The organism is Cupriavidus sp. 96C5-1 (genome assembly GCF_057798855.1).
In genome coordinates, this window is record NZ_JBYOJU010000044.1 from 1 (window position 1) to 26,048 (window position 26,048).

Here is a 26,048-nt window from a genome sequence, read left to right on the forward strand (position 1 = left end):
GTCATGAACATGCCGCCGATGGCGCCGATCATGCCGCCGAAGCCGAACACGGAGCTGACCACTTCCTTGGGCGTGTAGTCCATCACCATGCTCCAGATATTGGCGGTCCAGGCCTGGTGCGCGGCGATCGCGATCGAGATGGCGGCCACTGCCATCCACAGGCTGCTGGCGCCGGCGGCGAGCACGATCGTGGTGATGCAGATGGCAAAGACCAGCATCGACAGCAGTCGTGCCTTCACTGCGGCCATGCCGCGGCCGATCAGCAGCGACGACAGCGCGCCGCCGCCAATGCTGCCCACGTCCGCCATCAGGTAGATCACGATCAGCGGAATGCCCATCTGCGTCACGCTGATGCCGAGGTTGTATTGCTGGTTGAGGAAGGGCGGCAGCCAGTAAAGGTAGAACCAGAACACCGGCGCGGTGATGGTGTAGGCGAGGGCGAAGGCCCAGGTGCCGCGCATGCGCAGGATGCGCGAGTACGGCACCTTCTGCGGCGCCGGTTCCACGCCTTGCTGCACATAGCGCAGCTCGCCCTGGCTGACCCGCGGATGCTGCTCGGGATCGTGGTAGTTGCGTACCCAGAAGATCACCCAGAGCAAGCCGAGCGCGCCGATGCAGTAGAACGCGGCTTGCCAGCCCCATGCAACGAGGATCAGCGGCAGCATCACCGGTGCCACCATGGCGCCGACATTGGTGCCGGCGTTGAAGATGCCGGTGGCCATGGCGCGCTCGCCGGCCGGGAACCACAGCCGCGTGGTCTTGACGCAGGCGGGGTAGTTGGCGGCTTCGGTCAGGCCGAGGAAGAAGCGGCAGACCATGAAGCCGGCGGCCGAGACCGCGAGCCCGTGCGCGCCGGCCGCGACGCTCCACAGCAGCACCGCCAGCAGGAAGGCGCGCTTTACGCCCACCTTGTCGATCAGGCGGCCCTGCGCGGCAAAGCCGACGGCGTAGCCGACCTGGAACCAGAAATTGATGTTGGCGTAGTCCTGGGCGGTCCAGTTCATGGCCTTGGCCAGCACCGGCTGCAACACGCCCAGCGCGGCGCGGTCGATGTAGTTGAGCGTGGTGGCGAAGAACACCAGGGCCAGCATGCCCCAGCGCATCCGCCCCACGGCGAAGGCCGCGCGTATCTTGTCGGCGATCGAGCCGCTCGTGGCGAGCGGCGCGACCATGTTTTTGTGAGCCATGGTCATGCCATTGTCTCCATCCGGTTGATTCATGTCCTGCGTTATTTCCCGGTACGGCGTCCGGGTGTCTGAGTCTTTCTCTTTGCCGCCGGCGTGTTAGCGCTATGCGCTATCCGGTCAGTAGGCAATCCTGGCGACCGTGCGCAGTTCGTCCGCCGTGGCCGTGCCGAAGCCGAAGAACTCCAGGTAGGCGGGGATCATCTCGAACAGCATGTCGGTGCCGACCTGGACCTTGCAGCCGCGTGCCATGGCGGCGCGCAGCAAGGGCGTGTACTCGGTCTTCATCACCACTTCACCCACCCAGGCCTGTGGGTCGATCCGTGCCACGTCGAAGGGCAGGGGGTCGTTTTCGTTCATGCCCAGCGGCGTGGCGTTGACGACGACCGCATAGCCGGCAGGGTCGCTGGAGCCGGTGGTCACCTGCAGCTGCGGGTAATGCGCCTGCAGGCGCGCGGCCAGCGCCTGGGCCGAGGCATCGCGCGCATCGAACAGCCCCAGCCGCGCCACGCCGGCAGCCGCCAGCGACGCGGCGATGGCGGAGCCAACGCCGCCGCAGCCCGAGACCAGCACGCTGGCGCCGCCGAGCTGGCAGCCCTTGCGCTGGATGCCGCGCACGAAACCCGCGCCGTCGAACTGGTCGCCCAGCAGGGTGCCGTCGTCGCGCAGCAGCACGGCGTTGCAGGCCCCGGCAATGCGCGCGGTCGGGGTGACTTCGTCCACCAGTTCCATGGTGCTCACCTTGTGCGGCATCGTGATCAGTGCGCCGCGGATATTGGTGAGGCGGAACAGGGAGCGGAAGCAGCCGGCGTAGTCCTCGGCTTTCAGGCCCATGGGAACCACCACGGCATTGATGCCGCGCTGCTCGAACCACGGGTTGTAGATCATCGGGGCCTTGAAGGACTCGGTCGGGTAGCCGATATGGGCGATGAGGGTAGTCTTGCCGTTGATCATGGTGTACCGGTAGCGTTCCGTGTTGCCATCGGGCCAGCGAGAGGGGCCGATGTGGTTAGCCGAAGCTTAGGGGTTCGATTGACCTGTTCCAAGAGATGCATTGAGCATAATGCGCGATACTCGAACGCATGTGCGCGCTTATGGATCGAAATACGGGTTTGCCCCGGTGGTAGACGCGCTGCACCGGATACAGCGCTTTAACCTGGGGTTTACACTGAATTCGTGCGTTCATCGTTCTCATGCGCGCGAATAACGTGGCACTCTTGCGCCGGCGCCATTGTTGGTGGAGAGCGCGCCCGATACGCTTCGGCTCGCGCCGTGGCCGCCCTCCCCGGGGCCCGCGGCCGGGCTGGGGCGAAGCCGGAGCGCTTGCTATGATGTGGCACACCCGCAGCCGCCACGGCCAGACAAAAGGAGCAGAGATGAGCCTATCGGGAGACATTTTTTCCCCGCGTGCCGACGATTTCCTGCCTTGGGAAAATCCGCTGGGCATCATGGGTTATGAGTTCGTCGAGTTTGCCTCGCCCGACCCCGTGGTGCTCGGGCGCACCTTCGAGCGGTTCGGCTTCCGCGCCATCGCCCAGCACCGGCACAAGAACGTGAAGCTGTTCCGGCAAGGCGAGATGAATTTCATCGTCGATGCCGAGCCGGATTCCTTCGCCACCCGCTATGCCTCCGAGTACGGCCTGTCGATTTGCGCGGTCGGCATCCGCGTGCAGGATGCGGCGAACGCGTTCGCACGCGCCGTCGACGCCGGCGCATGGCCCTTCGAGGGCGGTACGGTGGGCCCCATGGAGTTGAATATTCCCGCCATCCAGGGCATCGGCCGCTCCATCATCTACTTTATCGACCGCTGGCGCGGCAAGGAAGGCCGGCCCGGCGACGTAGGCGACATCTCCATCTACGACGTCGACTTCCGGTCGCTGGCGCAAACCGCTCCGGATGCGGCCGCGTCCACCACCGGCGCCGGCCTGACCCGGGTGGATCACCTGACGCAGGCGGTCGAGCCGGGGCACCTGGACGAGTGGCTCGACTTCTATCGCAAGGTGCTTGGCTTTCGCGAGATCCACGAGATCAACGCGGGCTGGCGCATCGCCAGCGATTCGCGCGTGCTGCTTTCGCCTTGCGGCCTGATCCGCATCCCGATCTACGAGAAGGGCACGGCGCGCCACGATCAGATGGAGCACTACCTGTCGGGCCATCACGGCGAGGGCATCCAGCATATCGCGCTGGCGACCGATGACCTGGTGGCCAGCGCGGCCGCGCTGGAGCGCAATGGCGTGCGTTTCGTCGAGCCGCCGCCGGCCTATTACGAGACCGTGGATGCGCGCGTGCCCGGCCACGGGCTGGATCTGGCGGCCTTGCGGCGCTACGGCATCCTGGTGGACGGCGCGCTGCGCGATGACGGTACGCGCGAGCGCTTCCTGCAAGCCTTCGCCCGGCGCGAGGCCGGCGAGTTCTTCTTCGAAATCGTCCAGCGCGACGGCTCGCATGGCTTCGGCGAGGGTAACCTGCCGGCACTGGAGGCGGCCATGGCCGCGGCGCGCGCGACGAAGGCCGTGTGACAGCGGGCGCTGCCGCGAGCGGGCCGGCTTGACGGCGCGGGCCGGCTTGACGGCGCGGACCGGCTTGACGGCGCGGACCGGCTCGCGGATAGTGCTGTCCGCGGCACGTCGTGCCTCGTCCGTTCTTTCGCCTGTCACCGGCCGCTCGCTAGCGGCCTCGCGCTCGCCGTCGTCCATGCATTCTCGCACCTGCCATCTTGTCTTCCCGGATTCCCGCCACCTTGCCCGGCTGATGCTGGCCCCGGCCCTGGCGCTTTGCCTTGGCCTGCCGGCCTGCTCGCGGCACGATACGCCCGCCGCGGCGGCGGCCGGCGATGCCGCTGCCGCGCCGGCATCCGCAGCGGTTGCGCAGGCCACCAGCCTCAAGCGCGAGGCGCTGATGCAGATCGCCTTTCCCGGCTGGCGCGACGATGCCGAGGGCCGCGTGGCGGTTGCCCGGTTGCCGGACCAGGACTTCAAGGGCAAGGGGGCCGTGTCGCTGCAGGAAAGCTCACTCGATGTGAAACCGATCCAGGTGGTCCGGCTGGACGAGACCCACGCCGTGATGCTGACCGAGGGCGTGGAACTGGATGAGGACGGCACGCCCCTCGGCGGGCGCGCCTCCGGCGCCTGGCTGGGCGTGTACTTTTTTACGCGCGATGGCGGGCACTGGCGGCTGAGCCGCCGTATCGACGGCTATGACTGCCTGGGCGCGCAAGGCCTGCTCGGGCGTTCCAGGGTGGACAAGGTATCGGCCACCGATTTCGCCATGACCCTGACCTGGGGCAGCTGCTGGCAGGGCTATTGCGGAAGCTGGGCCTCGGTCTATCGCCTTGCGCCCGGGCAGATCACGACGCTGCTCGACACGGTGCCGATGAGCGCCGAAAACAGCGGCGCGCTCGAACCCTGCGGCGACGCGCTCGCCGGCAAGCCGCCGGCTCCCGGCGCCAGTGGCGCGGACAGCCAGGACGACGGCGAGCAGACCTGCTTCTCGGTGGACGGCAAGCCGGCCTTCGCGGCCGGCGTCGATGCGCCAGGCGATCTCACGCTGACGTTCCAGGGCGAGGAGGTCAAGCTGCGCGCCGGCAAGGCGCCCAGGCGGCGCTCCCTGGACGCTTCGGTGCACTACCGCTTCGCGGACGGCAAGTATGTGCTGAGCCAGGGCGAGAACCCCGTGCCTTCCTTCTGACGATCGCTGTCGTCGCTGTGGTCGCCCTTGCTTGCGAACCGGGCGCGGAAAGCGTAGCTTGTCGGGTTGCCGCCGCCGCGACGGCAAGACGCCCAGGGTCCTGACTGCGCGCCGCCCGGCGCCTTCGGTTCCCCACCCAACACACGCGGAGATCGCGCACCCATGACCGACATCCACCACGCCGCCGCGCAGGGCTTCTCCAGCCAGGCCGACACGTACGCCCGCGGCCGTCCCGACTATCCGGCTGAGCTGGCCGCCTGGCTGGGCACGGAACTGGGCCTGCAGGCAGGCAAGACCGTGATGGACCTGGGTGCCGGCACCGGCAAGTTCAGCCGCCTGCTGGTGGCCACGGGCGCCACCGTGACCGCGGTCGAGCCTGTGGCGGCAATGCGCGCCCAGCTCGGCGCCGCGCTGCCCGGGGTGCAGGCGCTGGAAGGCACGGCCGAGGCCATCCCGCTGCCCGACGCCAGTGTCGACGCGGTGGTGTGCGCGCAAGCCTTCCACTGGTTTGCCAACGCCGCGGCCATGGCCGAAATCGGCCGCGTGCTGCGGCCCGGCGGCAAGCTTGGCCTGATCTGGAACGTGCGCGACGAATCGGTCGACTGGGTGGCGCAGCTCACCGCCATCATGACCCCGTTCGAGGGCGATGCGCCGCGCTTCTACAAGGGCGACTGGAAGACGGTGTTCCCGGCCCAGGGGTTCGGCGAACTGGCGCTGTCCAGCTTTCCCTACCAGCACGTCGGTCCCGCGCAGCAGGTGATCGTGGACCGCGTGATGTCGGTCAGTTTCATCGCCTCGCTGCCGGCGGCGCAGCAGGACGCGGTGCGTGCCCGGCTGCAGGCGGTGATCGACGGATACCCGGCGCTGGCCGGCAAGGACAGCGTGGCCTTTCCGTACCGTACCGAGGCGTATAGCTGCCGGCGGCTGGGTTAGGCGCGGCGGGGGCGGGGGTGGCGGGCGAGGGGGAGCTTGCCTGTGCAGATCCGGCGTTGTCAGCCGTCCGGCCTTGCCATGCTACTTGTGTTCTCTTCCGTAGCCGGAAGCCGCACCATCAGGAGATAGGGGCCATCCGGGCCTTCCGCCTCGCTTTGCACGCGCCATCCCCGGGACAGGTAGAACCGCCGGGCATTGTCATTGGCCTTGACGCATTTGAGCGTGGGCGGGCAGGAAAAGTACGCCTCGCAACTGGCCAGCAGCGCACTGGCCACGCCCTGCCGCTGGTATTGCGGATACACGAACAGGTTGTGCAGAAAACTGTCGGGTTCCCAGACGGATGCGAAGCCGACGGGATGGCCTGCCGCGACCGCTACCAGGATGCGTTCGCCCTCCGTGCACGCGTCGAAGTCTTCCCGCTTGTGGGCCCCGGGCGGGCACCAGGCAAAGGCCGCATCGCGCGACGCAACGAACAGCGCGCGAAGCGCCTCGCGATCTGCTTCCACGAATTCCCGTATGGAGATTTCCATCGACGCTTCCGATCCTGCCAGGTTGTAAGAACCCAGGCAGTATGGCCGTTCGCCGCCAGCGAGGGAAGTGCGTTGCCTGAAGACGCTTAGGGGGACGGGAGTGGTTCCGGCGCGCCGGCTCGGGTTGCCGGGGCCGGCGCAGCGGAGCTGTAGCCCACCGGCGCGGTTGCCGCGCGTGGCTGGTCGCCCGCCCGCTCGACCCATCCGCCGCCCAGGAACTGGTACAGGTCGACCAGGTTCGTCAGGCGCTGCAGGCGCGCCGTGATCAGCAATTGCTGTGCGTTATACAGGTCGGTCTGGGCAGTCAGGACGCTCAGGTAGCTGTCCACGCCATTGCGGTAGCGCAGGTCCGACAGCGTCAGCCGGCGGTTCTGCGAGTTGGTGAAGCGCTCCAGTGCCTGGATCTGCTTGTCGAAGGTGCCGCGTGCCGCAAGGCCGTCCGCCACTTCGCGAAAGGCGGTCTGGATAGCCTTCTCGTAATTGGCGATCTCGATGCGCTTCCGTACCTGCGCCAGTTCCAGGCTGGCGACGTTCTGGCCCCCCGAGAAGATCGGCAGGGTGATCTGCGGGGCGAACGACCAGGCCGCGGAGCCTGGCTTGAACAGGCCGCCCAGCGATGGCGCCAGTGTTCCGGCGCTGCCGGTCAGGGACACGCGCGGGAAAAACGCCGCACGGGCCGCGCCGATGTTCGCATTGGCGGCAAGCAGCGATTGCTCCGCTGCCGCAATATCCGGACGCCGTGTCAGCAGGTCGGACGGCAGGCCCGCCGGGATATCGGCGAGCAGGTCCTGGTTGCCGAGGGGCAGGCCCGGCGGCAGGTCCTCCGGCAGGGGCTCGCCCACCAGCAGCACCAGCGCGTTCTCGGCCTGGGCTCGCAGCCGGCGTTGCGATTCCAGGTTGGCCTGCGCTTGCTCGACGACGCCTTCCGCTTGCCGCAGGTCGAGTTCCGACCCGGCGCCGGTGTCGAACTTGAGGCTGGTGATCCGTAGCGATTCCTGGGCCGTCAACAGCGTGTTGCGCGTGACGGCGAGCGCATCGTCGAAGGCAATCATGGTGAGATACTGGTCCGCTACCGTCGACAGCAGCGCGATTTCCGCTGCCTTGCGGGTTTGGGCCAGCGCAAGGTATTGCGCCAGCGCCTGGTCTTTCAGGCTGCGGATGCGGCCGAAGAGGTCGATTTCCCACGACGCGTTGACGCCGACCGAATACTCGGACGAGATCGGATTGCCGGAGAGGGTCAGATCCCTGGGGGTGCGCGACCGGGTTCCCGAGGCCACCGCGTTCAGGGCAGGGAACAGTCCCGCGCGCGTGATCTGGTACTGCGCACGCGCGGCCTCCACGTTCAGGATCGATACGCGCAGGTCCCGGTTGTTCTTGAGCGCCAGCTCCAGGATGCGCTGAAGGCGCGGATCGGCGAAGAAATCCCGCCAGCCGATTTCGGTGGCCGGCGCGCCGGCGCCGGCGGGTGAGGCATTGTCCGGCTCCTTGTCGTAGGCTCCACCGGTCGGGAAGGTCTGGGCCACGGGTGCCGGCGGGCGCTCATATCGTGGCTGGAGCGTGCAGCCTGCCGCCAGCAGCGCGGCGGCGATGGTCGCCATGATTGCGTATCCGGGCATCTCAATGTCCTTGCCTGAGCGTGCCGGCGCCGCCAGCGTCATCGCCGGACGAGGGCGGGGGCGGCGCGCCCTTCTTCTTGCTGAACTTGCTGATCACGACAAAGAACATCGGGATCATGAAGATTGCCAGGAAGGTCGCGGTCAGCATCCCGCCGATCACGCCGGTGCCGATCGCATGCTGGGACCCGGAGCCTGCGCCGTTGCTGATGGCAAGCGGCAGCACGCCGAGGATAAAGGCGAGCGAAGTCATCAGGATCGGGCGCAGGCGCTGGCGGGCGGCTTCTATTGCCGCTTCGACGGTGGTCCTGCCCTGGTCGCGCAGGTCGCGGGCAAACTCCACGATCAGGATCGCGTTCTTGGCCGACAGCCCCACCGTGGTCAGCAGGCCGACCTGGAAAAACACGTCGTTTTCCAGCCCGCGCAAGGTGGCGGCGAGCAGCGCGCCGAGCACGCCGAGCGGCACCACCATGATCACGGAGAAGGGGATCGACCAGCTCTCATACAGCGCGGCGAGACACAGGAACACCACCAGTATCGAGATCCCGTAGAGGATCGGCGCCTGCGAGCCGGACTGCCGCTCCTGATACGACAGGCCTGTCCATTCGTAGCCGATGCCGTCCGGCAGTTTCGCCGCGATGGCCTCGACGGCCGCCATGGCCTGGCCGGTCGACTTGCCCGGGGCCGCCGCACCCTGGATTTCGGCCGCGGGAATCCCGTTGTAGCGCTCGAGCTTGGGTGAGCCGTAGATCCATGCCCCCGTCCCGAACGCGGAGAACGGCACCATGGTCCCGGCCGAATTGCGCACATACCAGGTGTACAGGTCCTCCGGGTTCATGCGGTACTTCGGCTCGCTTTGCAGGTAGACCTTCTTGATCCGGTTGTCCGTATCCAGGAAATTGTTGATGTACAGCGAGGCCCAGGCGGTGGAGAAGGTCTGGTCGATATCGGATGGGCTGACGCCCAGCGCGTTGGCTTTTTCGCGGTCGATGCCGACCTTGAACTGCGGCGTGTCATTCAGGCCATTCGGGCGCACCTGCGCGAGCATCGGGTCTTTCGCCGCCATGCCGAGCAGCATATTGCGCGCCGCCATCAGCTTCTCGTGGCCAAGGCCGGAGCGGTCCTGCAGTTCGAAGTCAAAGCCGGAGGCGGTGCCGAGTTCCGGGATCGATGGCGGATTCACGGGGAACACATTGGCGTCCTTGTACCCGGAGAAGTGCCGGAATATCCGGCCCACCAGGGCAGGGGCCTTCAGGTTGGCTGCCTGCCGCACGGAGAAATCCTTCAGGCGAACGAACGCCAGGCCCGAATTCTGGCCGCGGCCGGCGAAGCTGAAGCCGTTGACCGTCAGTACCGCCTCGACCACGTCCTTTTCTTCGCTGAGCAGGTAGTTCTGCACGTCCGCCAGTACCTTTGCGGTACGTTCCTGGGTGGAGCCCACAGGCGCCTGCACCAGCACGAACAGCGTGCCCTGGTCTTCCTCGGGCAGGAAAGCCTTCGGCAGCCGCACGAACAGCAGGCCCACGGCCAGGATCACCACCAGGTAGATGATCAGCCAGCGCTCCGAGCGGCGGATCACGTGCACCACGCCGCCATGGTATTTCTTCTGGCTTTTCGCGAAGATGCGGTTGAACCAGCCGAAGAAGCCGGTCTTTTCATCGTGATGGCCTTTCGGGATCGGCTCGAGCATGGTCGCGCACAGCGCCGGTGTCAGGATCAGGGCCACCAGCACGGACAACACCATCGCGGCGACGATGGTCAGCGAGAACTGCCGGTAGATCGCGCCGACCGAGCCGCCCGAGAACGCCACCGGCACAAACACCGCGGACAGCACCAGCGCCACCCCGACCAGGGCGCCGGTAATCTGCCCCATCGCCTTGCGGGTCGCGTCGCGCGGCGACAGCCCCTCCTCGGCCATGACCCGTTCGACGTTCTCCACCACCACGATGGCATCGTCCACCAGCAGGCCGATGGCAAGCACGAGCCCGAACATCGACAGCGTGTTGATGGAGAAACCGACCACCGACATCACCGCGAAGGTGCCGAGCAGCACCACCGGCACGGCGATGGTCGGAATCAGCGTGGCGCGCAGGTTCTGCAGGAACAGGTACATGACCAGGAACACCAGCAGGATCCCTTCGAACAGGGTCTTGACCACTTCCTCGATCGATAGCTTCACGAACGGCGTCGTGTCGTACGGGTACTCCACTACCAGCGCATTCGGGAAATACCTCGATAGCTCGGCGATCTTGGTGCGTACCGCCTTGGCCGTGTCCAGCGCGTTCGCGCCGGTGGCCAGCTGGATGCCGAAGGCTGCGGTCGGCTGTCCGTTGTACTTGGTGTCGAAGTTGTAGTTCTCGCCCCCGAGTTCGATACGCGCGACATCCTTCAGGCGCACCTGCGAGCCGTCCGTATTGACTTTCAGCAGGATGTCGCCGAACTGCTCGGGCGTTTGCAGCAGCGTGGCTTCCGTGATGGTCGCCTGCAGCATCTGCCCCGGCACCGAGGGCGTGCCCCCCAGGCTGCCGCCGGCCACCTGCACGTTCTGTGCAACGACGGCGTTCTTCACGTCGATCGGGGTCAGGCTGTAGTTGTTCAGCTTGGGGGCGTCGAGCCAGATCCGCATGGCGTACTGCGAGCCGAACAGCGTCACGGTGCCGACCCCGTCGATCCGGCTGATCGGGTCCAGCACCTTCGACGCCACGTAGTTCGCCAGGTCGTACCGGCTCATGCTGCCGTCCTTGGACACGAAGGCCAGGATCAGCAGGAAGCTGCTGCTGGACTTGGTCACCTTGGTGCCGAGTTGCTGCACGGCCTGCGGCAGCAGCGGCGTGGCGAGCTGCAGCTTGTTCTGCACCTGCACCTGCGCGATGTCCGGATTGGTGCCGGCCGCGAAGGTCAGCGTGATGGTCGCCGTGCCGGCGTCGTCGCTGGTGGACGACAGGTACAGCAGGTGATCGAGGCCGCTCATCTGCTGCTCGATGACCTGCGTGACGGTGTCCTCGACGGTTTTCGCGGACGCGCCGGGATAGGTTGCGCTGACCTGCACGGCGGGCGGGGCGATGGTCGGGTACTGCGCGATCGGCAGCGTGAAGATCGACGCGAGCCCGGCCAGCATCAGGATGATGGCGATCACCCACGCGAAGATCGGCCGGTCGATAAAGAACTTTGCCATGAAACAGGCTCCCTTTTATTGCGCTGCCGGAGCAGACGAAGGAGCCGGGGCAACAGGCGCGCTGGCCGCGCCAGGTGCCGCGCTCGCGGCGGGCATGGCCGGCGCCTGCGCGCCGGAGGCCGGCGGTGCCGGCAGCGTGGCTTCGACCGCCTTGACCGTCATGCCGGGTTTCGCCTTTTCCACGCCGTTCACGATCACGCGGTCGCCGGGGTTCAGGCCGCTGTCCACCACCCAGCTGTCGCGGTAGGTGCCCGCGGTGACGATCTGGCGTTGCGCGACCTTGTTGTCCGGGCCGACGACGAGTACCACCGCCTGTCCCTTCTGATCATGCGTGACGCCGATCTGGGGCACGACGATGGCCTTGTCGTTGACGCCTTCGTCAATGCGCGCGCGCACGAACATGCCGGGCAGCAGTACGCGGTCCTTGTTCGGGAAGATGGCGCGCACGGTCACCGAACCAGTGCTCTGGTCGACGCTGACGTCGGTGAACTGGAGCTGCCCGGTCTGCGGGTAGGTCCGTCCATCCTCGAGAAACAGGGTGACCTTCGCGGCATGGATGCCGCTGGTCTGCAGGCGTCCCTCCTGGATCTGGCGCCGTAGCCGCAGGCCGTCGACGCTCGATTGCGTCAGGTTGACATAGACCGGGTCCAGTTGCTGCACGGTGGTCAGCAGCGTTGCCTGGCTGGCTTGCACGTAGGCGCCCGGCGTGACTTGCGACAAGCCGCTGCGGCCGGTGATCGGCGAGGTGACATCGGTGTAGCCCAGGTTGATCTGCGCCGTTTCCACGCTGGCCTTGCCGGCGGCCACGTCCGCGACCGCCTGGCCCAGCGCGGCAACGGCGTTGTCGTAGTCCTGCCTGCTTACGGCATTTGCCGCGACCAGTACCTTGTAGCGCTGGACCAGCGCGTCTTGCGTAGCCACGTTGGCCTGCGCCTTCGCCAGGGCTGCCTTGGCGCTGTTCAGCGTGGCAACGTAGGGCGCCGGGTCGATCTTGTAGAGGCGCTCGCCCGCCTTGACTTCGTCACCCTCGGTGAACTCGCGGCGCAACACGATGCCGTCGACCCGCGCCCGCACCTGTGCCACCAGGAAGGCACTCGTGCGGCCCGGCAACTCGGTGGTGACGGGCACGGTGGCCGGCTTGACGGTGACGATGCCGACTTCGAACGCTTGCGGCGGCGGCGCCGCTGGTTTCTGTCCGCACGCGGAAAGGAAGACGGCAGCCGCCGCACCGATATGGCGAAATGGAACCCGTTCGACGCGCATGAAGAGACCTCAGGATCAGTAGGTTTGGACTGGCAGCATGAACGTGCGCGTGCTCCTGGATCTCGGTGGCAGGTGGCGAAGCGCGTGAAGGGTACTGCGATCCGGGAGGCGCCGGGCGGCGGTGCGGTGCTGCCCGGCAACCCGTGCATCATCCGGCCGAGCGGCCATGTTCAGGCTTGCCGGCAGCGGGTTTATCCGCCGGCGGCCGGCGATGCCGGCATTGGCAGGCAGCCAGTGCAGAACCCGCCGCAGCCGGGACGGCGAAACGCCATCCGTTGCGGACGGACCGCCTGGTTCGGGAGTCTGATTGCCACCGGACAGGATTGCGCCCGGTTGGCTGAGCGAGGCGAGGCAAGCACTCAGGATAGTCGGGAAGGCGGGAAGCCCCTCGATGGTGCAAGGCGCTGTTCGAAATGCACCGCGTTCCTGCCGTAGCGCGGCAGGTCCGGCCTCGGCCCGCAGGAACCGAGCAGCCGGTACGGGCCGGCGCCAGTGCACGCATTGCAAGCATTGTTCCATTGGTCCGTCGAGTCCTGCCTCGGAGTGCGGCCCGATCCGCACTCCGAGGCAGGAGGCAATAGGCGCACTGCATCACTTTAGATCACCGGGGAAACAAAGCAAGGATCGTCTTTCGGCATGGCTGCATGCAAGAAGGACGCCAGCTCGAACCGTTTTCACGTTGCCTGCGTTGCCGCAGCGTTTCCTTGCAAACAAAGCGCCGCGGCGATGGAATAAAGCCCCCGCGCTGCCCGTTTACTTCATTGGCAGGGGCGGAGGCACGGTGCTCCGCCGGATGCGCCATGCGTGGCTCGGCCGTTGCAAGCCGCCGCATGCTTGCCGCCAAGGAGACCGAAATGAAAACCCTTCGTCTGGTTTTTGCCGTGCTGCTGGCCTTGATGGCGGTGGCGGCCTGTTCATCCGATAGCGGCACGGATGCGTCCGGGCGCGCCTCAGCCTCGCGTAACAATCGCAGCACCGTGGATTCAGGCAGCATGAGGGGTGGTTACTGACACACCCGCGCCGCATTCCGGATACACACCCCATGTCTTGTCAGCGGTGAGCTTTGGCGACGACATCGCAGTCTGGCTTCCGCAGTTGCGGCGCTACGCGCGCGCGCTGACCGGCGATGCCGCATGGGCCGACGACCTGGTCCAGGACACGGTGGAGCGAGCCATCGGGCAGGGCAGCCGGCTGCGCGAGCGCAGCAATATGCGGGCATGGCTGCTGACCGTGCTGCGCCACCTGTACATCGACCAGTTGCGCCGGCGCCGGGAGATTGCCGTGGATGAAGACGATCAGTTGTGGCAGCGGCTGGTGGCGCCATCGAGCGAGATAGATGGCCTGCTGCTGCGCGACGTGCAGCGCGCGCTATACCGGCTGCCGGTGGAGCAGCGCGAAGTGCTGCTGCTGATCGTGCTGGAGGCGTTGAGTTACCAGGAGGCCGCAGCTGTGCTGGGGGTGCCGCCGGGGACCGTGATGTCGCGCCTGTCGCGTGCCCGCGAGCATCTGCGTGCACTGCTCGCCGGCGGCGACCGCGGTGACGGCCAGCGGCACGTGCCGCTCAGGGTAGTGAGAAGCAAGCCATGAACGATGACACGGATCCGGGCTCCGCGGGCGCCATGGGCGCCAGCGCTCCCATGGCGGAGGTGGAGCGCTTGTGCGCGCTGGTGGACGGCGAGTTGCCCGAGCCGGAGCGCGCGGCCGTGCTGGCCGCGCTGGCGCAGGACGCGCAGGCGTCGGAGCGGGTGATGCACTATCAACGCCAGAACGCCGCGCTCAAGGCCTTGTTCCCCTTGCCCGCCGACGTGCGCTACCTGCTGGTGCGCTCCCGGCCGCCATGGTGGCGCCGGGCGCTGGCCGTGGCGGGCTGGGTGGCGGCTGCGCTGGCGCTGGGTATTGGCGCGGCGTGGCTGCCGGGTGCAAGCGCCGATCCGCATGCCTTTGCGCGTCATGCCGATACGGCGTACGCCGTGTACGCCCCTGAACAGCGCCACCCCGTCGAGGTGGCTGCCGCAGACGAGGCTCACCTGCGCACCTGGCTGTCGCGCCGGCTGGCGCGCACGCTGACCATTCCTTCGCTGGACGAGTACGGCTACGCGCTGATGGGTGGCCGGCTGCTCCCGGGCGAGGGCGGGCCGGCCGCGCAACTGATGTACCAGAATCGGACCGGCGAGCGGCTCACGCTCTACATTTCGCCAGCGGCTCCCGCGCTGGCTTCCGTCGGCCTGCTGCGCCGCGCGGACCGCCGCACCTTCTACTGGGTCAGCGGCGGCGCTGGCTATGCCCTGTCCGGCCAACTGGAGGAGGGCCGGCTGCGCGCCATCGCGAGCGATGTCTGCGCCAGCCTCGGCGGTCACCCGGAGGGTTGGCGCTAGCGCGCCTTGCCGCGGCATGGCCGCGGGCCTGCCCTGGCTCTCGGCGGCGGCAGGGCATGAAATGGAATGAAACAGAATAGAGCGAATAAAGCGGAATAAAGCGGGCCGCCGCTGCGTTTACCTCATGCAGGACCGCGGCTGTGTAGGGAGGCGCGGCAGCGGTCCGGCAGGCAAACCGATGTGCCGTGGGATGCGTGCGGGCCAAGGCCCGGCGCATCGCGACGTCGGGTATTCGGACCGGGGACAACATCATGGGCAAAGTTCTTGGTGCCGCGGCGGCATTGCTTGCCGGCCTCGGTTTCGGCATGCCCGCGGCCGCGCAGATGGCGGAGGCAGGTACATGGGATACGGGCTCGGCGCCTTGCCAGCAGGTGGTCGGGCAGGCGGAGATCGACGGGACGCAGCAACAGGTGGTAGGCCTGGCCTGCCTGCAGCCCGATGGCACCTGGCAGGTGGTGGACACCAGCGGCGGCGCGGTGGCCTATCCGGCGCCGGCCTACTATGTCGATCCCTGGTACTGGGCGCCGGTCGGCGTCGGCTTCGGAGCGAGCTTTATCTTCGTCGACCGCTTCCATCACTTCCATCACATGCATCGCGTGTTCATGCCGCGCGCGGGTGTGGCCGGTGGCTTCCGCGGCGGCTTCCGCGGCGCGCCGCACGGGTCGTTCCACGGGATGGAGCACGGTGGCTTCCATGGCGGTGGCATGCACCATCGTTGAGGACGCGCCGCTCCGCAGGTGAGTGGCCGGTTTCCGCCCGGGCGCTGACGGCGCATATCCCGCCGTCCGACCGGGCAGCCAGAACCGTCCGGCTCCCCACGCGCGGCGCGCCTCCGAACATGGTCGGAATGCCTCCGGCGCTGGATCTTGCCACCGGCATTCCAGTGCCGGTGCAGCGATCGACAAGGTCGGCACCGTTCTGAACCGTGGAATTCGGTGCGACAATACAGGATGCAGCTTGCACCTGGCGGCTCCCGCCGCTTCCTGCCCGCCCGCTGATCCCATTTACCCTTCCTGCCCAAGTCTCTCCATGCCACGTAAAGCCGCCCAGCTCTCCGAAGCCGACAAGCATGCCGCCGACGGCGGCGCTGTAGCCGTGGACCGGGCCTTGTTCGTGCTTTGCGCGTTTCGCCTGGGCGATACCACCCTGAGCCTGGCCGAACTGGCGCAGCGCTCGGGACTCTACAAGAGCACCTTGCTGCGCCTGCTGGCCTCGCTCGAGCATGCCCGCCTCATCCTGCGGCATACCGACGGCCGCTACGGCCTGGGGCCGGAAGTGGCGCGCCTGCACTCGGTGTATTCCGCCTCGTTCTCGCTGGAGCTGGTGGTGATGCCGGTGCTGCGCCAACTGGTGCAGGCCACGCGCGAAAGCGCGGCGTTCCACGTCGAGCAGGGCGAGCACCGCCTGTGCCTGTACCGCGTCGATTCGCCGCAGCCGGTGCGCGATCATGCCAAGGCGGGTGAACTGCTGCCGCGCAACCGCGGTGCCGGCGGCCGCGTATTGCGCGCGTTCAGCGGCGCGCGAGGGGAGATCTACCAGAAGATCCGGGAGGAGGGCGTCGCCGCGCTGGCCGGAGACCGCATCCCGGACATCGCGGGCGTATCGTCGCCGGTGTTCGGGCCGGATGGCGAGTTGAAGGGCGCGTTGACCCTGACCTGCCCCACCCCCCGCTTCGACGAGGGCTTCCGGCCCCATGTGCTGGCAGCCGCACGCGACCTGACGCTGGCGCTGGGCGGCAGCTTCCCGTTTCCGGTCTGACTTTGGCCCGATCCTGACCTGACCCCAGGCAGTTCCCGCCGGTTTCCTGTGCACTGGGGCGGGTCCCGGGGGCCGTGGCGGGTGGCGTGGACATCGCTGCGTGCCCTGGCACACCCCATGCCCGGCTTGTCGGGGGTGCCCGGTGGACGCCGGTGACGTTATCATGCGCCTTTGCGAAATTGACCCGGCAACCAGGTACGCCCCCGCCTCTTTCCGTCAACGTCACCGGCAACACGGCATCTTCAAAGGAATCCCGTGCAGTTAGACCAGCAAACGATCGTCGTCGTCATGGGGGTGGTGTACGCCAGCACGCTGGCCATCGCAGCGGGCCTGCTGGCCGCGTTGAGGCCCAGTGCCGCGGGGCGGCTGTGGGCCTGGGGCCACTTGCTGGTGTCGGCGGCCGGACTCGTGCTGGCAGCCAATGCTTCGGCCCGCCAGGTCTATCTCAGCGCCGGGGCGGCGGTGGTGTTGATTGCCGGCCGGCTGCTGATCTACCGCGGCGTGCGGGTTTACTATGGCTTGCCGACGTGGGATCGTACGCTCGCGGTTGGCGTGGCCGCAGCCGGGCTGGCGCTGGCCGGCGCCGCCGGCATGGCCAACGGCTATGCGCGGATGCACGTGGTCGGCTACGGCAGCCTTGCCCTGGTGGCAATGCTGACGGTTGTCACCACGCTGCACTGCCACCAGGGCCGGCGCAGTATTGGCACCCCGCTCGTGATCGTTGCCAGCCTTGTCCATCTGGCGACCCAGCTGGCGGGATTATCCGCTGGTCTCTCGGGAGCGGTTTCCGCCGGCCCCTTCTACGCCAGCAGTGCCAACGCGATCTTGCTGCTGGCGCCACTGGTGGCGACCTTGCTCGCGCTGTTCGGCTTTACGCTGATGGCGATGGAGCAGGTCATCGCGACCAATGAACATGGCGCCCGGCTGGACGGGCTGACGCGGCTGCTCAACCGCGGCGCGCTCGACAAGGCGGCGATCAGTCTGGTGGCGGCCTGGGAGCGGCACGGCCAGGCCTTGTCATGCCTGGTGATCGATGTCGATCATTTCAAGCAGGTCAACGATCGCAACGGGCATCATGCGGGCGACAGCGTGCTCAAGCTGATTGCCGAGGCCATCGACAATTCCCGGCGTGCTTCCGATGTGGCCGGCCGCTATGGCGGCGAGGAATTCTGCATTCTCTGTCCGCATACCGACGAATCCCAGGCGACCGCGCTGGCCAACCGGATCCTGCGCAAGGTGCGCGCGATCCCGTTGCCCGGCGAGCCGGTGGCCTTTGCCAGCGTCAGCATTGGCGTGGCCGAGTTGCGTGGCGGGGCGGCGGGCGTGGAGGGGTTGTGGCGGGCCTTGTTCGCGGCGGCCGACCGGGCGCTCTACGCCGCCAAGGAGTTCGGGCGGGACCGCTATGCGCTGGCGTCCTGGATGGCGCCCGCCACGCGGCCCGTTTCCGGCGATGTCGGCGATTCCTCGCATCTCCCCATCGCATAAGGGAGTCGGGGCGCAGGGTGCAGCGGTACCGCCCCCGCGCCGGATGGTCAGTCCTGGGCCGGCGGCACATCCCGCGGCGGGTGGCCGTCATAGGTCCAGATGTACTGGCGCGGAATCGGGCCCTTGTTGCGGCCGCCCTGCTGGGTCTGCTCCCATGCGTGGGCCAGGATGCCAACCGAGCGCGACAGGCAGAACAGTCCCCGTGCGAGCGGGGCCGGGAAACCGAGCTCGGCATAGATCACGGCCGTGGCGCCATCGATGTTCATCGGGATCGGCTTGCTGCGGCCGGCCCCCAGCTCGGTTTCCACCGCACGTGCGATGGCGGCAAAACGCCCGGATACCACACCTTCGCCGGCGGCCTTGTCGACCAGCGCCAGCAGCCGCGGGGCGCGCGGGTCGAGCGGATGGAAGCGGTGGCCGAAGCCGGACACGAACTTGCCGCGTGCATCGCGGTAGTCCGCCAGCGCGCCCCTGACCGCTTCGTCCTGCGCTTGGCCGCCATCGATGCGCCGCGCCACATCCTGGTATAGCTCCACCGCCTGTTCGCCGGCACCGCCATGCACGTCGCCGAGCACGTTGAGCGCCGATGCCATGGCGTTGTTCAGCCCCACGCCGCAGGTGGCGGCCATGCGGGCGATGGCGATGCTCGGCGCCTGCGGACCATGGTCCACCGCCGACATCAGCGCGGCATCCAGCAGTTCACCCTGCTTGCGGCCGGGCAGCTCGCCGCGCAGCATCAGCCAGATCATCTGCGCGAACGACACCTGGCCGATCAGCTGCTCGATGGGATAGCCGCGGTAACGGATCTCGCCGGGCTGCATATCGATGATTCCGGTGCGCCACCAGTCCTGGGAGAGGCGCTGGCCCTCGTTGATTTCGCCGCTTGCCTTGATGGGTTCACTCATACCGCATGCTCCTGTTGCAGGGTTTGAATATCCGCTTCGCTGTAGCCCAGCTGGGCCAGGATGTCGCGGGTGTGCTGGCCAAGTTCGGGTGGCGGGGTGTCGACCGAGGGCGCCTCGCCGTTGAGCTTGAAGCCGGTGCGCACCAGCCGGATGTCGCGCCCCACGCCGGGCACGTCGGCAAAGCCGCCGATCATGCCGCGCCCGCTGACCTGCGGGTGGTCCAGCGTTTGCGGCACGCTGTAAACCGGGCCGGCAGGCACGCCGGCCTCGTTGAGCAGCTGCCACCATGCGTCGGCGGACTTCTTCGCCAGCTCGGTCTCCAGCTCGCGTGTCAGCTCGGCGCGGTTGGCCAGCCGCGCCTGCCGCTCGGCGAAGCGCGCATCGGTGGCCAGTTCCGGGCGGCCGACCACGCTGCAGAGCGCTTCGAACTGCTCCTGCTTGTTGGCGGCGATATTGAGCAGGCCCTGGCCGGTGTGGAAGGCGCCCGACGGGCTGGCGGTCATGTTCTCGTTGCCCATCGGCGCGGGGGTCTTGCCGGTGATCAGGTAGTTGGATACCACCCAGCCCATGGTGGCGAGGGTGGCTTCCAGCATCGACACGTCGATGAAGTAGCCTTCCGTGCGCTGGTGGTCGGCCAGCGCGGCGGCCACGGCGAAGGCCGCGGTGATGCCGCCGATGGTGTCCGACACCGGGTAGCCCACGCGGTAGGGCGCGGTCTGCGGGTCGCCGGTGATGCTCATCACGCCGGACATGCCCTGGATGATCTGGTCGTACGCGGGCAGGTCCGACAGCGGGCCATCCTGGCCGAAGCCGGAAATGGCGCAGTAGATCAGCCTGGGATTGATTTCCTTGAGCGCGTCGAAGCCCAGGCCCAGGCGGTCCATCACGCCGGGGCGGAAGTTTTCCACCAGCACATCGGCGCTTTCGACCAGCTTGCGGAACACTTCCTTGCCGCGCGCGTGCTTGAGGTTGACGGTGATGGAGCGCTTGCCGGGGTTTTGCGCCAGGAAGGACACGCCCATCAGCCTGCGGTTCAGCTCGGCGTCGGCGCCGAGCTGGCGGGCGAGGTCGCCGGTGCCGGGCGTTTCCACCTTGATGACCTCGGCGCCCATATGGGCCAGCTGGTGGCAGCAGAAGGGCCCGGCCAGCACGTTGGTGAGATCGAGGACGCGGATATGGCGTAGCGGTGTTTGCATGATGCGCTTTCAGGTGTCGGTGCCGCGGGCGTTCGCCAGTGCGAAGCCGGCCGCGGCGGGCGATGCGGCAAAGGCCTTACTCTGCCTTGGCGCCGGACTGGCGCACGATGGTGCCCCAGCGGGTGTTTTCAGCCTTGATGAACGCGGCCAGCTCCGCCGGCGAGCCGCCGCGCGGCTCGCTGCCTTCCTCGCGCATCCTGGCGATGGTGTCGGGCTGGGCGATGGCCTTGTTGATTTCCTCGTTGACGCGCCGGACCACTTCCGCCGGCGTGCCGGCCGGCGCCACCAGCGCCTTCCAGTCCTCGGCCTGGAAGCCGGCATAGCCGCCTTCGATCACGGTGGGCACGTCGGCCAGCAGCGGCAGGCGCTTGGCCGACGTCACTGCGAGGGCGCGCAGCTTGCCGGCCTTGATCATGGGCAGCGCGATGGGCGGCGTGGCGAAGTAGAGGTCGGTCTGGCCGCCAAGCAGGTCGGTCAGCGCCGGCGACGCGCCCTTGTACGGCACATGCAGCATCCGGATGCCGGTGCGGCGCGCGAACATCTCGCCGGTCAGGTGGCCCACCGTGCCGGTGCCGGCCGAAGCCATCGAGAGCTGCTTGCCCTTGCCCGCGGCGACGAGATCGGCCAGGGTCTTGTACGGAGCGTCCTTGCGCACGATCAGCACCAGCGGCTGGGCGGAAACCAGCGCCACCGGCGCGAAGTCCTTGACCGCGTCGTAAGGCATCCTGGGGTACAGGGTGGGATTGATCGCCAGGTTGGCGGTCTGGCCCATGCCCAGGGTGTAGCCGTCCGGACGGGCCTTGGCCACCGCGTCCATGCCGATATTGCCGCCCGCGCCGGCGCGGTTTTCCACCACGACGTTCCAGTGCGTGGCCATGCCCACCTTGTTGAACACCAGCCGCGCCATGACGTCGGTGCCGCCGGCCGGGGGGAAGGGCACCACCAGCCGCACCGGCTGGGTCGGATAGCTGCCGGCGGCGGCCGGCACGGCGCCGGCCGCGAGTACCGCGGGCAGCGCCAATAGCAGCAAGGCACGGATGGGGGAGGAAAAGCGCTTCATATTGACTCCGTCTGGGGATGGTGCAAGGCAATGCCGGGCCGCCCCGCTCGGAAGGGCGGGCTTGTCATGCGGGCCTGGGATTGAGGCTCGAGGCTGGGGAGGATGGCGGTGGCGGCGATTTCCGGCGTCGGGGATCTGTCTCTCTTGCGTTCTATAAGATAGAACAACGATCTTACTTAAGGAATTTATCCGAGAGAATAGGAGGCTGGAGAGGGGTTGTCAAGGCGCTGCCGTTGCTGCCGGTCCGGCGTGCAGGACCGGTGCGCGGGGCGGCATGGCGTGGCCGATCACGCGCCAGTCGTGCTGCGGTCGTGCTCATCCGGAAGTCGTCCCGGGAAAAAAAAGACCGCGCCGGGATTACCCGTGCGCGGTCATGATCCAGATGACAGGTTGTGCATGCCTTGCAACAAGAGCGAGCGCATTGCGCGCCTGCCGGTCGCCGGCCGCCTGCCGCCGGGGCCGGCGTCAATCCGTCGTGCTGGGGCTCCAGAATGCCTGGTGGATGTGTTCGGACTCCGCCAGTTGCGCCATCAGGCGGTCGAGCACATCGCCATCGACGGAGGTGGATGTCAGCACCGCCTCGATCTCCACGTCGCTGTCGCCAAAGGCGTGGACCTCGAGGTCGCGCGTGGGGTAGTTGCCTGCCTCCAGGACTTGCTCCAGCAGCCGCAAGGCCTGCTTCTGGGCGGCGCGCGGCGCGATCACATAGACCGTGTTGGTGACTTCCACCGCCGGCGTATCCATCGGCTGCTGGTTGATGCGGTTGACCAGCGGCCTGAGCAGGGTGTTGGCGGCCAGCACGAAGAGGCAGCCCAGCCCGGCCTCCAGGATCAGATCGGCGCCGGCGCTGGCCCCGACCGCGGCCGAGCCCCAGAGCGTGGCGGCGGTATTCAGGCCGCGCACATTGCCCTCCTCGCGCATGATCACGCCCGCCCCAAGAAAGCCGATCCCCGATACCACATAGGCCACCACCCGCACCGCGCCGTCGTGTCCGGCCATGCGATTGGCCATGTCGACGAAGATGGCGGCACCCACCGCCACCAGCACATTGGTGCGCAGGCCCGCGGTGCGCTGGCGGTATTGCCGTTCGTAGCCGATCACCGCGCCCAGTATGAAGGCCGTGGTGAGGCTGACGGTGGTGTCGAGCAGCGAGTCCAGGTTGATGTTCTGGAAGGCTTGGAGGGACATCTGTTTTCCCCGGCTGGAAGGTTATTTGTTTTGGATACTGCGTTCATGCGCTCATGCTTGCGGCCTTCGCATTTTTACGCCGGCAAGGTGTCACGCCGATGTCACGGGCGCCACCGTCGCGACGCAGGGCGGGTGCGGTTGCCGCTTGGCCGGTCCTTGCCAGCCGAACCGCCGGATGTAGAAGCGCTTGACCGCCGTCACCAGCAGGGCGTAGCCCAGCACGATGCCGATCATCCAGGGAAAATAGCCCGGCGGCAATGCCTCCAGCTTGAAATACGATGCCAGGGGGCCCATCGGCAGCCAGATGCCCAAGGCCATGATGGCCACCGTGGCAAGCGTCAGCGGCCACGCCGCGCGGCTCTGGATGAACGGCAGCTTGGGTGTGCGGATCATATGCACGATCAGGGTCTGCGTCAGCAGGCCGACCACGAACCATCCCGACTGGAACAGCGCCTGCGCCTCCACGTGGTTGGCCGCGAATACGTACCACATCACCACAAAAGTCGTGATGTCGAAGATCGAGCTGATGGGCCCGAACACCACCATGAAGCGGCCGATGTCGCCCGGGTTCCAGCGCAGCGGGCTCGATACCAGTTCCTTGTCCACGCGATCGAAGGGAATGGCGATCTGCGAGACGTCGTACAGCAGGTTCTGCACCAGCAGCTGCAGCGGCAGCATCGGCAGGAAGGGCAGGAAGGCGCTGGCCACCAGCACCGAGAAGACATTGCCAAAGTTGGAACTGGCCGTCATGCGGATGTACTTCAGCATATTGCAGAAGGTGCGCCGGCCTTCGATCACGCCTTCTTCCAGCACCATCAGGCTCTTTTCCAGCAGGATGATATCGGCGGCTTCCTTGGCGATATCCACCGCGCTGTCCACCGAGATGCCGATATCGGCCGCTCGCAGCGCCGGTGCGTCGTTGATGCCGTCGCCCATGAATCCGACCACATGGTCGTTGGCGCGCAGCGCCCGCACCAGTTGCTCCTTGTGCATCGGCGAGAGCTTGGCGAACACATTGTGCTCTTCCACGGCGCGGGCCAGCGCGGGCGCGTCCATCTTCTCGATGTCCGGCCCCAGCAGCACGCGCGTGACCGGCAGGCCCACCTCGCGGCAGATCTTGGCGGTGACCAGTTCGTTGTCGCCGGTCAGCACCTTGACCGTGACGCCGTGCTCGGCCAGCGCCCGCAGTGCGGGAAGGGTGGATTCCTTGGGCGGGTCGAGGAAGGCGATATACCCGACCAGGGTCAGCTCGCATTCGTCGGACACGCCGTACTGGGTTTGCGTGGTGGGCGTTTCCTTCATCGCTACCGCGACCACGCGCAGGCCTTCCTCGTTGAGGTCGTGCGTGACCCGGCGTACCCGCGCCAGCATCTCGGCGTCAAGCGCCTGTGCCGCGCCGTCGATCTGCACGCGCGTGCAGATGCCCAGCATTTCCTCGACCGCGCCCTTGCAGATCAGCTCGTTGTGGTCTTCCCGCTCGGCCACCACCACCGACATGCGGCGGCGCTCGAAATCGAAGGGGATTTCATCCACCTTGCGGTAGTGCTGCGTCAGCATCAGCTCGCTTTGCAACTCGGCATGATCGAGCACCGCGCGGTCGAGCAGGTTCTTCAGGCCGGTCTGGTAGTAGCTGTTCAAATAGGCATGCTTGAGCACATCCGTGCTGACGCGGCCGAGCACATCGGTGTGCCGCTCCAGCACGATCTTATCCTGCGTGAGCGTGCCGGTCTTGTCGGTGCAGAGCACGTCCATGGCGCCGAAGTTCTGGATGGCGTCGAGCCGCTTGACGATGACCTTGCGCCGCGACAGCATCACCGCGCCCTTGGCCAGCGTGGAGGTGACGATCATCGGCAGCATCTCGGGCGTCAGGCCCACCGCGACGGACAGCGCGAACAGGAAGGCCTGCATCCAGTCGCCCTTGGTGAAGCCGTTGACCAGCAGCACCAGCGGCGCCATCACCAGCGCGAAGCGGATCAGCAGCCAGCTCACCTGGTTGACCCCGGACTGGAAGGCGGTGGCCGAGCGGTCGGTGCTGGTGACGCGCGCGGCAAGCGTGCCGAAGTAGGTCTGGTTGCCGGTGGCCAGCACCACGGCGGTGGCCGCGCCCGAGACCACATTGGTACCCATGAAGGCGATGTTGGCCAGTTCGAGCGGGCTGTCATGCCGGTCGCGCAGCTCGGCGAACTTCTCCACCGGCAGCGATTCGCCCGTCATTGCCGCCTGGCTGACGAACAGGTCCTTGGCGGCAATGATGCGGCAGTCGGCGGGAATCATGTCGCCGGCCGAAAGCGCGACGAGGTCGCCCGGCACCAGGTGGCGGATCGGCACCTCGCTCCTGGTCGGCGGCCGGGAGTGCACGTGCACGTTGAAAAACTCCGCGCTGACGGCGGCCACCCCAGCGCCCAGGTCGCGGCGGATCACCGTGGCCGTGGTGCTGACCATGGCCTTGAGGCTTTCGGCCGCCTGGCTGGAGCGCCGCTCCTGCACGAAACGCAGGATGGTCGACAGCGTCACCATGGTGCCGATGACCAGCGTCGCCTTCATGTCGTCGGTGAAATAGGAAATGGCCGCCAGCAGCGTCAGCAATAGATTGAAGGGATTGCTGTACGAATGCCACAGGTGCAGCCACGCGGGCAGCGGCTTCTCGTGTTCGACCTCGTTGGGGCCGTATTGCTTGAGGCGGTCTTCCATCTCGGCGCTGGTCAGGCCGTCCTCGTGCGAGCGCATCCGTACCAGCACGGCAGGCACGTCCTCCCTGGCGGCGCGCTTGAGCGACTGGGCCAGCGCTTCCGGCACGGTGCGCGACGGTCCCGGCTTGCCGAGCGATTCGAACATCGCCAGCCGGCGGAAGTGGTGGGTCGCCCGGCGCGTGCGCAGGAAGGCGGCGAAGAGCGTTTTCATCAGGTTCATGGGTGTGGTTCCCAGTGGTTTCCCGGCGGATCGGGCGGCGGCGCGTGCGCGGGGGCACAGCGCTGTCCTTGCCGGTGCTGCGAGACAGGCGGTGTGTTTTTCCGCCGCGTGGGTGCATTCAGCCCTGTGTATCCCGGCCGGACGACTGCCGGCAGGAAAGGGCGGATCGATCGGCTGGCAGTGCGCATGCCAGCGGGGGTGCGGGTGTCAGCCCGGGCGCGGCAGGTGCGGATCTCCGTGGCGCGCCGCGGCCCGGCGTACGGGCGGCAGCGCCAGTGCGAGCAGCAGCACGGCGGCGCGGCCAGGGCCGGCGGCGTGCCAGCGCAGCATCTGCAGGGCCAGCAGGGCGTGTTGAGCGATAAAGATGGACGGCATGGGGCCTCCTTGCGCCATAGCCCGATGGCATGCGCAGGCAGGGGCGGATACCGGATGGCGGCGTGCGGACGAGCGCGCACCGCGGACTGGCAGCCGCAGGCTTTACAACGGATTGGGAGAGGGGATTGCACGGAGAATCCGTGCAATGGACCACCACCCGCCGGTATCGGCTAGGCAGTGGCGAAAAGACGCCTGGACTTGCCTAGCCGTTCAGGGATTGGCCGGAGGGCCAACTAGAACAACTGTCCATGGAGATTAGCTCCGTAGCGATAACCGGGCGAAGGGTATCAAAGGCAATGCGAGATTGGCAACCCTTTCTTGCGGCTTTTCTGCGAATTGAGATTGGTCCTAATCGGTTCTAATCGATTCCTGGCATTGCGCTTGGCAAGGCCGTGCATTGTTATCCGGACG

The 26,048-nt window shown here is 67.3% G+C and carries 21 protein-coding genes; 9 read left to right on the forward strand and 12 right to left on the reverse strand.

The window, feature by feature from the left end; all coding sequences use genetic code 11:
* Together AC3FOF_RS34575 and AC3FOF_RS34580 are read right to left on the reverse strand one after the other, a co-directional pair.
* Window positions 1-1,193 (reverse strand): MFS transporter (locus tag AC3FOF_RS34575; protein WP_488729160.1); only part of this gene is annotated, 1,193 nt, incomplete at its 3' end.
* Window positions 1,194-1,304: 111 nt separating this feature from the next.
* Window positions 1,305-2,138 (reverse strand): shikimate dehydrogenase family protein, encoded by an 834-nt coding sequence (locus AC3FOF_RS34580; RefSeq protein WP_488728956.1) that lies wholly within the window; start codon window positions 2,136-2,138, stop codon window positions 1,305-1,307.
* A gap of 422 nt (window positions 2,139-2,560) precedes the next feature.
* Between AC3FOF_RS34580 and AC3FOF_RS34585 the strand changes: the two genes are divergently transcribed.
* The 3 genes from AC3FOF_RS34585 to AC3FOF_RS34595 all read left to right on the forward strand — a co-directional run bounded on the left by AC3FOF_RS34585 (window position 2,561) and on the right by AC3FOF_RS34595 (window position 5,804).
* On the forward strand, window positions 2,561-3,703 hold the full coding sequence (locus AC3FOF_RS34585; protein WP_017224869.1) for a 4-hydroxyphenylpyruvate dioxygenase family protein: 1,143 nt from the start codon (window positions 2,561-2,563) through the stop codon (window positions 3,701-3,703).
* Between the two features lie 175 nt (window positions 3,704-3,878).
* Window positions 3,879-4,871, forward strand: coding sequence for a hypothetical protein (locus AC3FOF_RS34590; RefSeq protein ID WP_488728955.1), 993 nt, complete (start codon window positions 3,879-3,881; stop codon window positions 4,869-4,871).
* Window positions 4,872-5,033: 162 nt separating this feature from the next.
* The gene (locus tag AC3FOF_RS34595; protein WP_488728954.1) at window positions 5,034-5,804 is read left to right on the forward strand and encodes a class I SAM-dependent methyltransferase; all 771 of its coding nucleotides are present in this window, start codon (window positions 5,034-5,036) and stop codon (window positions 5,802-5,804) included.
* Window positions 5,805-5,863: 59 nt separating this feature from the next.
* Here the strand turns inward: AC3FOF_RS34595 and AC3FOF_RS34600 are convergent, their stop codons facing one another.
* The 4 genes from AC3FOF_RS34600 to AC3FOF_RS34615 all read right to left on the reverse strand — a co-directional run bounded on the left by AC3FOF_RS34600 (window position 5,864) and on the right by AC3FOF_RS34615 (window position 12,385).
* On the reverse strand, window positions 5,864-6,334 hold the full coding sequence (locus tag AC3FOF_RS34600) for a GNAT family N-acetyltransferase (RefSeq protein WP_488728953.1): 471 nt from the start codon (window positions 6,332-6,334) through the stop codon (window positions 5,864-5,866).
* Window positions 6,335-6,420: 86 nt separating this feature from the next.
* On the reverse strand, window positions 6,421-7,932 hold the full coding sequence (locus AC3FOF_RS34605) for an efflux transporter outer membrane subunit (RefSeq protein WP_488728952.1): 1,512 nt from the start codon (window positions 7,930-7,932) through the stop codon (window positions 6,421-6,423).
* 19 nt (window positions 7,933-7,951) lie between these two features.
* Window positions 7,952-11,122 (reverse strand): efflux RND transporter permease subunit, encoded by a 3,171-nt coding sequence (locus tag AC3FOF_RS34610; protein ID WP_488728951.1) that lies wholly within the window; start codon window positions 11,120-11,122, stop codon window positions 7,952-7,954.
* Between the two features lie 15 nt (window positions 11,123-11,137).
* Complete coding sequence (locus AC3FOF_RS34615) at window positions 11,138-12,385, reverse strand: efflux RND transporter periplasmic adaptor subunit (RefSeq protein ID WP_276264958.1); 1,248 nt, start codon at window positions 12,383-12,385, stop codon at window positions 11,138-11,140.
* Window positions 12,386-13,239: 854 nt separating this feature from the next.
* Here AC3FOF_RS34615 and AC3FOF_RS34620 point away from each other — a divergent pair.
* The 6 genes from AC3FOF_RS34620 (at window position 13,240) to AC3FOF_RS34645 (ending at window position 18,003) form a co-directional block, all read left to right on the forward strand.
* Entirely contained in the window at window positions 13,240-13,395 is a 156-nt protein-coding gene (locus AC3FOF_RS34620; RefSeq protein ID WP_488729161.1) for a hypothetical protein, read from the forward strand.
* Between the two features lie 46 nt (window positions 13,396-13,441).
* Window positions 13,442-13,972: a sigma-70 family RNA polymerase sigma factor gene (locus AC3FOF_RS34625; RefSeq protein ID WP_017229605.1), complete on the forward strand. Its 531-nt coding sequence runs from the start codon at window positions 13,442-13,444 to the stop codon at window positions 13,970-13,972.
* Window positions 13,969-14,760, forward strand: coding sequence for an anti-sigma factor family protein (locus AC3FOF_RS34630; protein ID WP_488729162.1), 792 nt, complete (start codon window positions 13,969-13,971; stop codon window positions 14,758-14,760). Before AC3FOF_RS34625 ends, AC3FOF_RS34630 begins: the two co-directional genes overlap by 4 nt.
* 251 nt (window positions 14,761-15,011) lie before the next feature.
* Window positions 15,012-15,479 carry a hypothetical protein gene (locus tag AC3FOF_RS34635; protein ID WP_276267484.1) on the forward strand — a complete coding sequence of 156 codons (468 nt, stop codon included), beginning with the start codon at window positions 15,012-15,014 and terminating at the stop codon, window positions 15,477-15,479.
* 310 nt (window positions 15,480-15,789) lie between these two features.
* A complete protein-coding gene (locus AC3FOF_RS34640) occupies window positions 15,790-16,518 on the forward strand; it encodes an IclR family transcriptional regulator (RefSeq protein ID WP_488729163.1) in 729 nt (242 codons plus the stop codon).
* A 255-nt stretch (window positions 16,519-16,773) separates the two neighbouring features.
* Window positions 16,774-18,003, forward strand: coding sequence for a GGDEF domain-containing protein (locus tag AC3FOF_RS34645; RefSeq protein ID WP_488729164.1), 1,230 nt, complete (start codon window positions 16,774-16,776; stop codon window positions 18,001-18,003).
* A 47-nt stretch (window positions 18,004-18,050) separates the two neighbouring features.
* Here AC3FOF_RS34645 and AC3FOF_RS34650 read toward each other — a convergent pair whose 3' ends face one another.
* The 6 genes from AC3FOF_RS34650 to AC3FOF_RS34675 form a co-directional block, all read right to left on the reverse strand.
* A complete protein-coding gene (locus AC3FOF_RS34650; RefSeq protein WP_488729165.1) occupies window positions 18,051-18,908 on the reverse strand; it encodes a citryl-CoA lyase in 858 nt (285 codons plus the stop codon).
* Window positions 18,905-20,104, reverse strand: coding sequence for a CaiB/BaiF CoA transferase family protein (locus AC3FOF_RS34655; RefSeq protein ID WP_488729166.1), 1,200 nt, complete (start codon window positions 20,102-20,104; stop codon window positions 18,905-18,907). The genes AC3FOF_RS34650 and AC3FOF_RS34655 overlap by 4 nt, the downstream gene beginning before the upstream one ends.
* 76 nt (window positions 20,105-20,180) lie before the next feature.
* The gene (locus AC3FOF_RS34660; RefSeq protein WP_488729167.1) at window positions 20,181-21,164 is read right to left on the reverse strand and encodes a Bug family tripartite tricarboxylate transporter substrate binding protein; all 984 of its coding nucleotides are present in this window, start codon (window positions 21,162-21,164) and stop codon (window positions 20,181-20,183) included.
* A gap of 465 nt (window positions 21,165-21,629) precedes the next feature.
* On the reverse strand, window positions 21,630-22,352 hold the full coding sequence (locus tag AC3FOF_RS34665; RefSeq protein WP_017227434.1) for an MgtC/SapB family protein: 723 nt from the start codon (window positions 22,350-22,352) through the stop codon (window positions 21,630-21,632).
* A gap of 90 nt (window positions 22,353-22,442) precedes the next feature.
* Window positions 22,443-25,262 (reverse strand): magnesium-translocating P-type ATPase, encoded by a 2,820-nt coding sequence (mgtA, locus tag AC3FOF_RS34670; RefSeq protein ID WP_017227433.1) that lies wholly within the window; start codon window positions 25,260-25,262, stop codon window positions 22,443-22,445.
* A gap of 207 nt (window positions 25,263-25,469) precedes the next feature.
* The gene (locus tag AC3FOF_RS34675) at window positions 25,470-25,637 is read right to left on the reverse strand and encodes a hypothetical protein (protein ID WP_276267488.1); all 168 of its coding nucleotides are present in this window, start codon (window positions 25,635-25,637) and stop codon (window positions 25,470-25,472) included.
* Window positions 25,638-26,048: the final 411 nt, after the last annotated feature.

Coding starts and splice junctions, on each gene's coding strand:
- AC3FOF_RS34580 (WP_488728956.1), bottom strand. CDS start 2,138: ATGATCAACGGCAAGACTACCCTCATCGCCCATATCGGCTACCCGACC.
- AC3FOF_RS34585 (WP_017224869.1), top strand. CDS start 2,561: ATGAGCCTATCGGGAGACATTTTTTCCCCGCGTGCCGACGATTTCCTG.
- AC3FOF_RS34590 (WP_488728955.1), top strand. CDS start 3,879: ATGCATTCTCGCACCTGCCATCTTGTCTTCCCGGATTCCCGCCACCTT.
- AC3FOF_RS34595 (WP_488728954.1), top strand. CDS start 5,034: ATGACCGACATCCACCACGCCGCCGCGCAGGGCTTCTCCAGCCAGGCC.
- AC3FOF_RS34600 (WP_488728953.1), bottom strand. CDS start 6,334: ATGGAAATCTCCATACGGGAATTCGTGGAAGCAGATCGCGAGGCGCTT.
- AC3FOF_RS34605 (WP_488728952.1), bottom strand. CDS start 7,932: ATGGCGACCATCGCCGCCGCGCTGCTGGCGGCAGGCTGCACGCTCCAG.
- AC3FOF_RS34610 (WP_488728951.1), bottom strand. CDS start 11,122: ATGGCAAAGTTCTTTATCGACCGGCCGATCTTCGCGTGGGTGATCGCC.
- AC3FOF_RS34615 (WP_276264958.1), bottom strand. CDS start 12,385: ATGCGCGTCGAACGGGTTCCATTTCGCCATATCGGTGCGGCGGCTGCC.
- AC3FOF_RS34620 (WP_488729161.1), top strand. CDS start 13,240: ATGAAAACCCTTCGTCTGGTTTTTGCCGTGCTGCTGGCCTTGATGGCG.
- AC3FOF_RS34630 (WP_488729162.1), top strand. CDS start 13,969: ATGAACGATGACACGGATCCGGGCTCCGCGGGCGCCATGGGCGCCAGC.
- AC3FOF_RS34635 (WP_276267484.1), top strand. CDS start 15,012: ATGGGCAAAGTTCTTGGTGCCGCGGCGGCATTGCTTGCCGGCCTCGGT.
- AC3FOF_RS34640 (WP_488729163.1), top strand. CDS start 15,790: ATGCCACGTAAAGCCGCCCAGCTCTCCGAAGCCGACAAGCATGCCGCC.
- AC3FOF_RS34650 (WP_488729165.1), bottom strand. CDS start 18,908: ATGAGTGAACCCATCAAGGCAAGCGGCGAAATCAACGAGGGCCAGCGC.
- AC3FOF_RS34655 (WP_488729166.1), bottom strand. CDS start 20,104: ATGCAAACACCGCTACGCCATATCCGCGTCCTCGATCTCACCAACGTG.
- AC3FOF_RS34660 (WP_488729167.1), bottom strand. CDS start 21,164: ATGAAGCGCTTTTCCTCCCCCATCCGTGCCTTGCTGCTATTGGCGCTG.
- AC3FOF_RS34665 (WP_017227434.1), bottom strand. CDS start 22,352: ATGTCCCTCCAAGCCTTCCAGAACATCAACCTGGACTCGCTGCTCGAC.
- mgtA (WP_017227433.1), bottom strand. CDS start 25,262: ATGAACCTGATGAAAACGCTCTTCGCCGCCTTCCTGCGCACGCGCCGG.
- AC3FOF_RS34675 (WP_276267488.1), bottom strand. CDS start 25,637: ATGCCGTCCATCTTTATCGCTCAACACGCCCTGCTGGCCCTGCAGATG.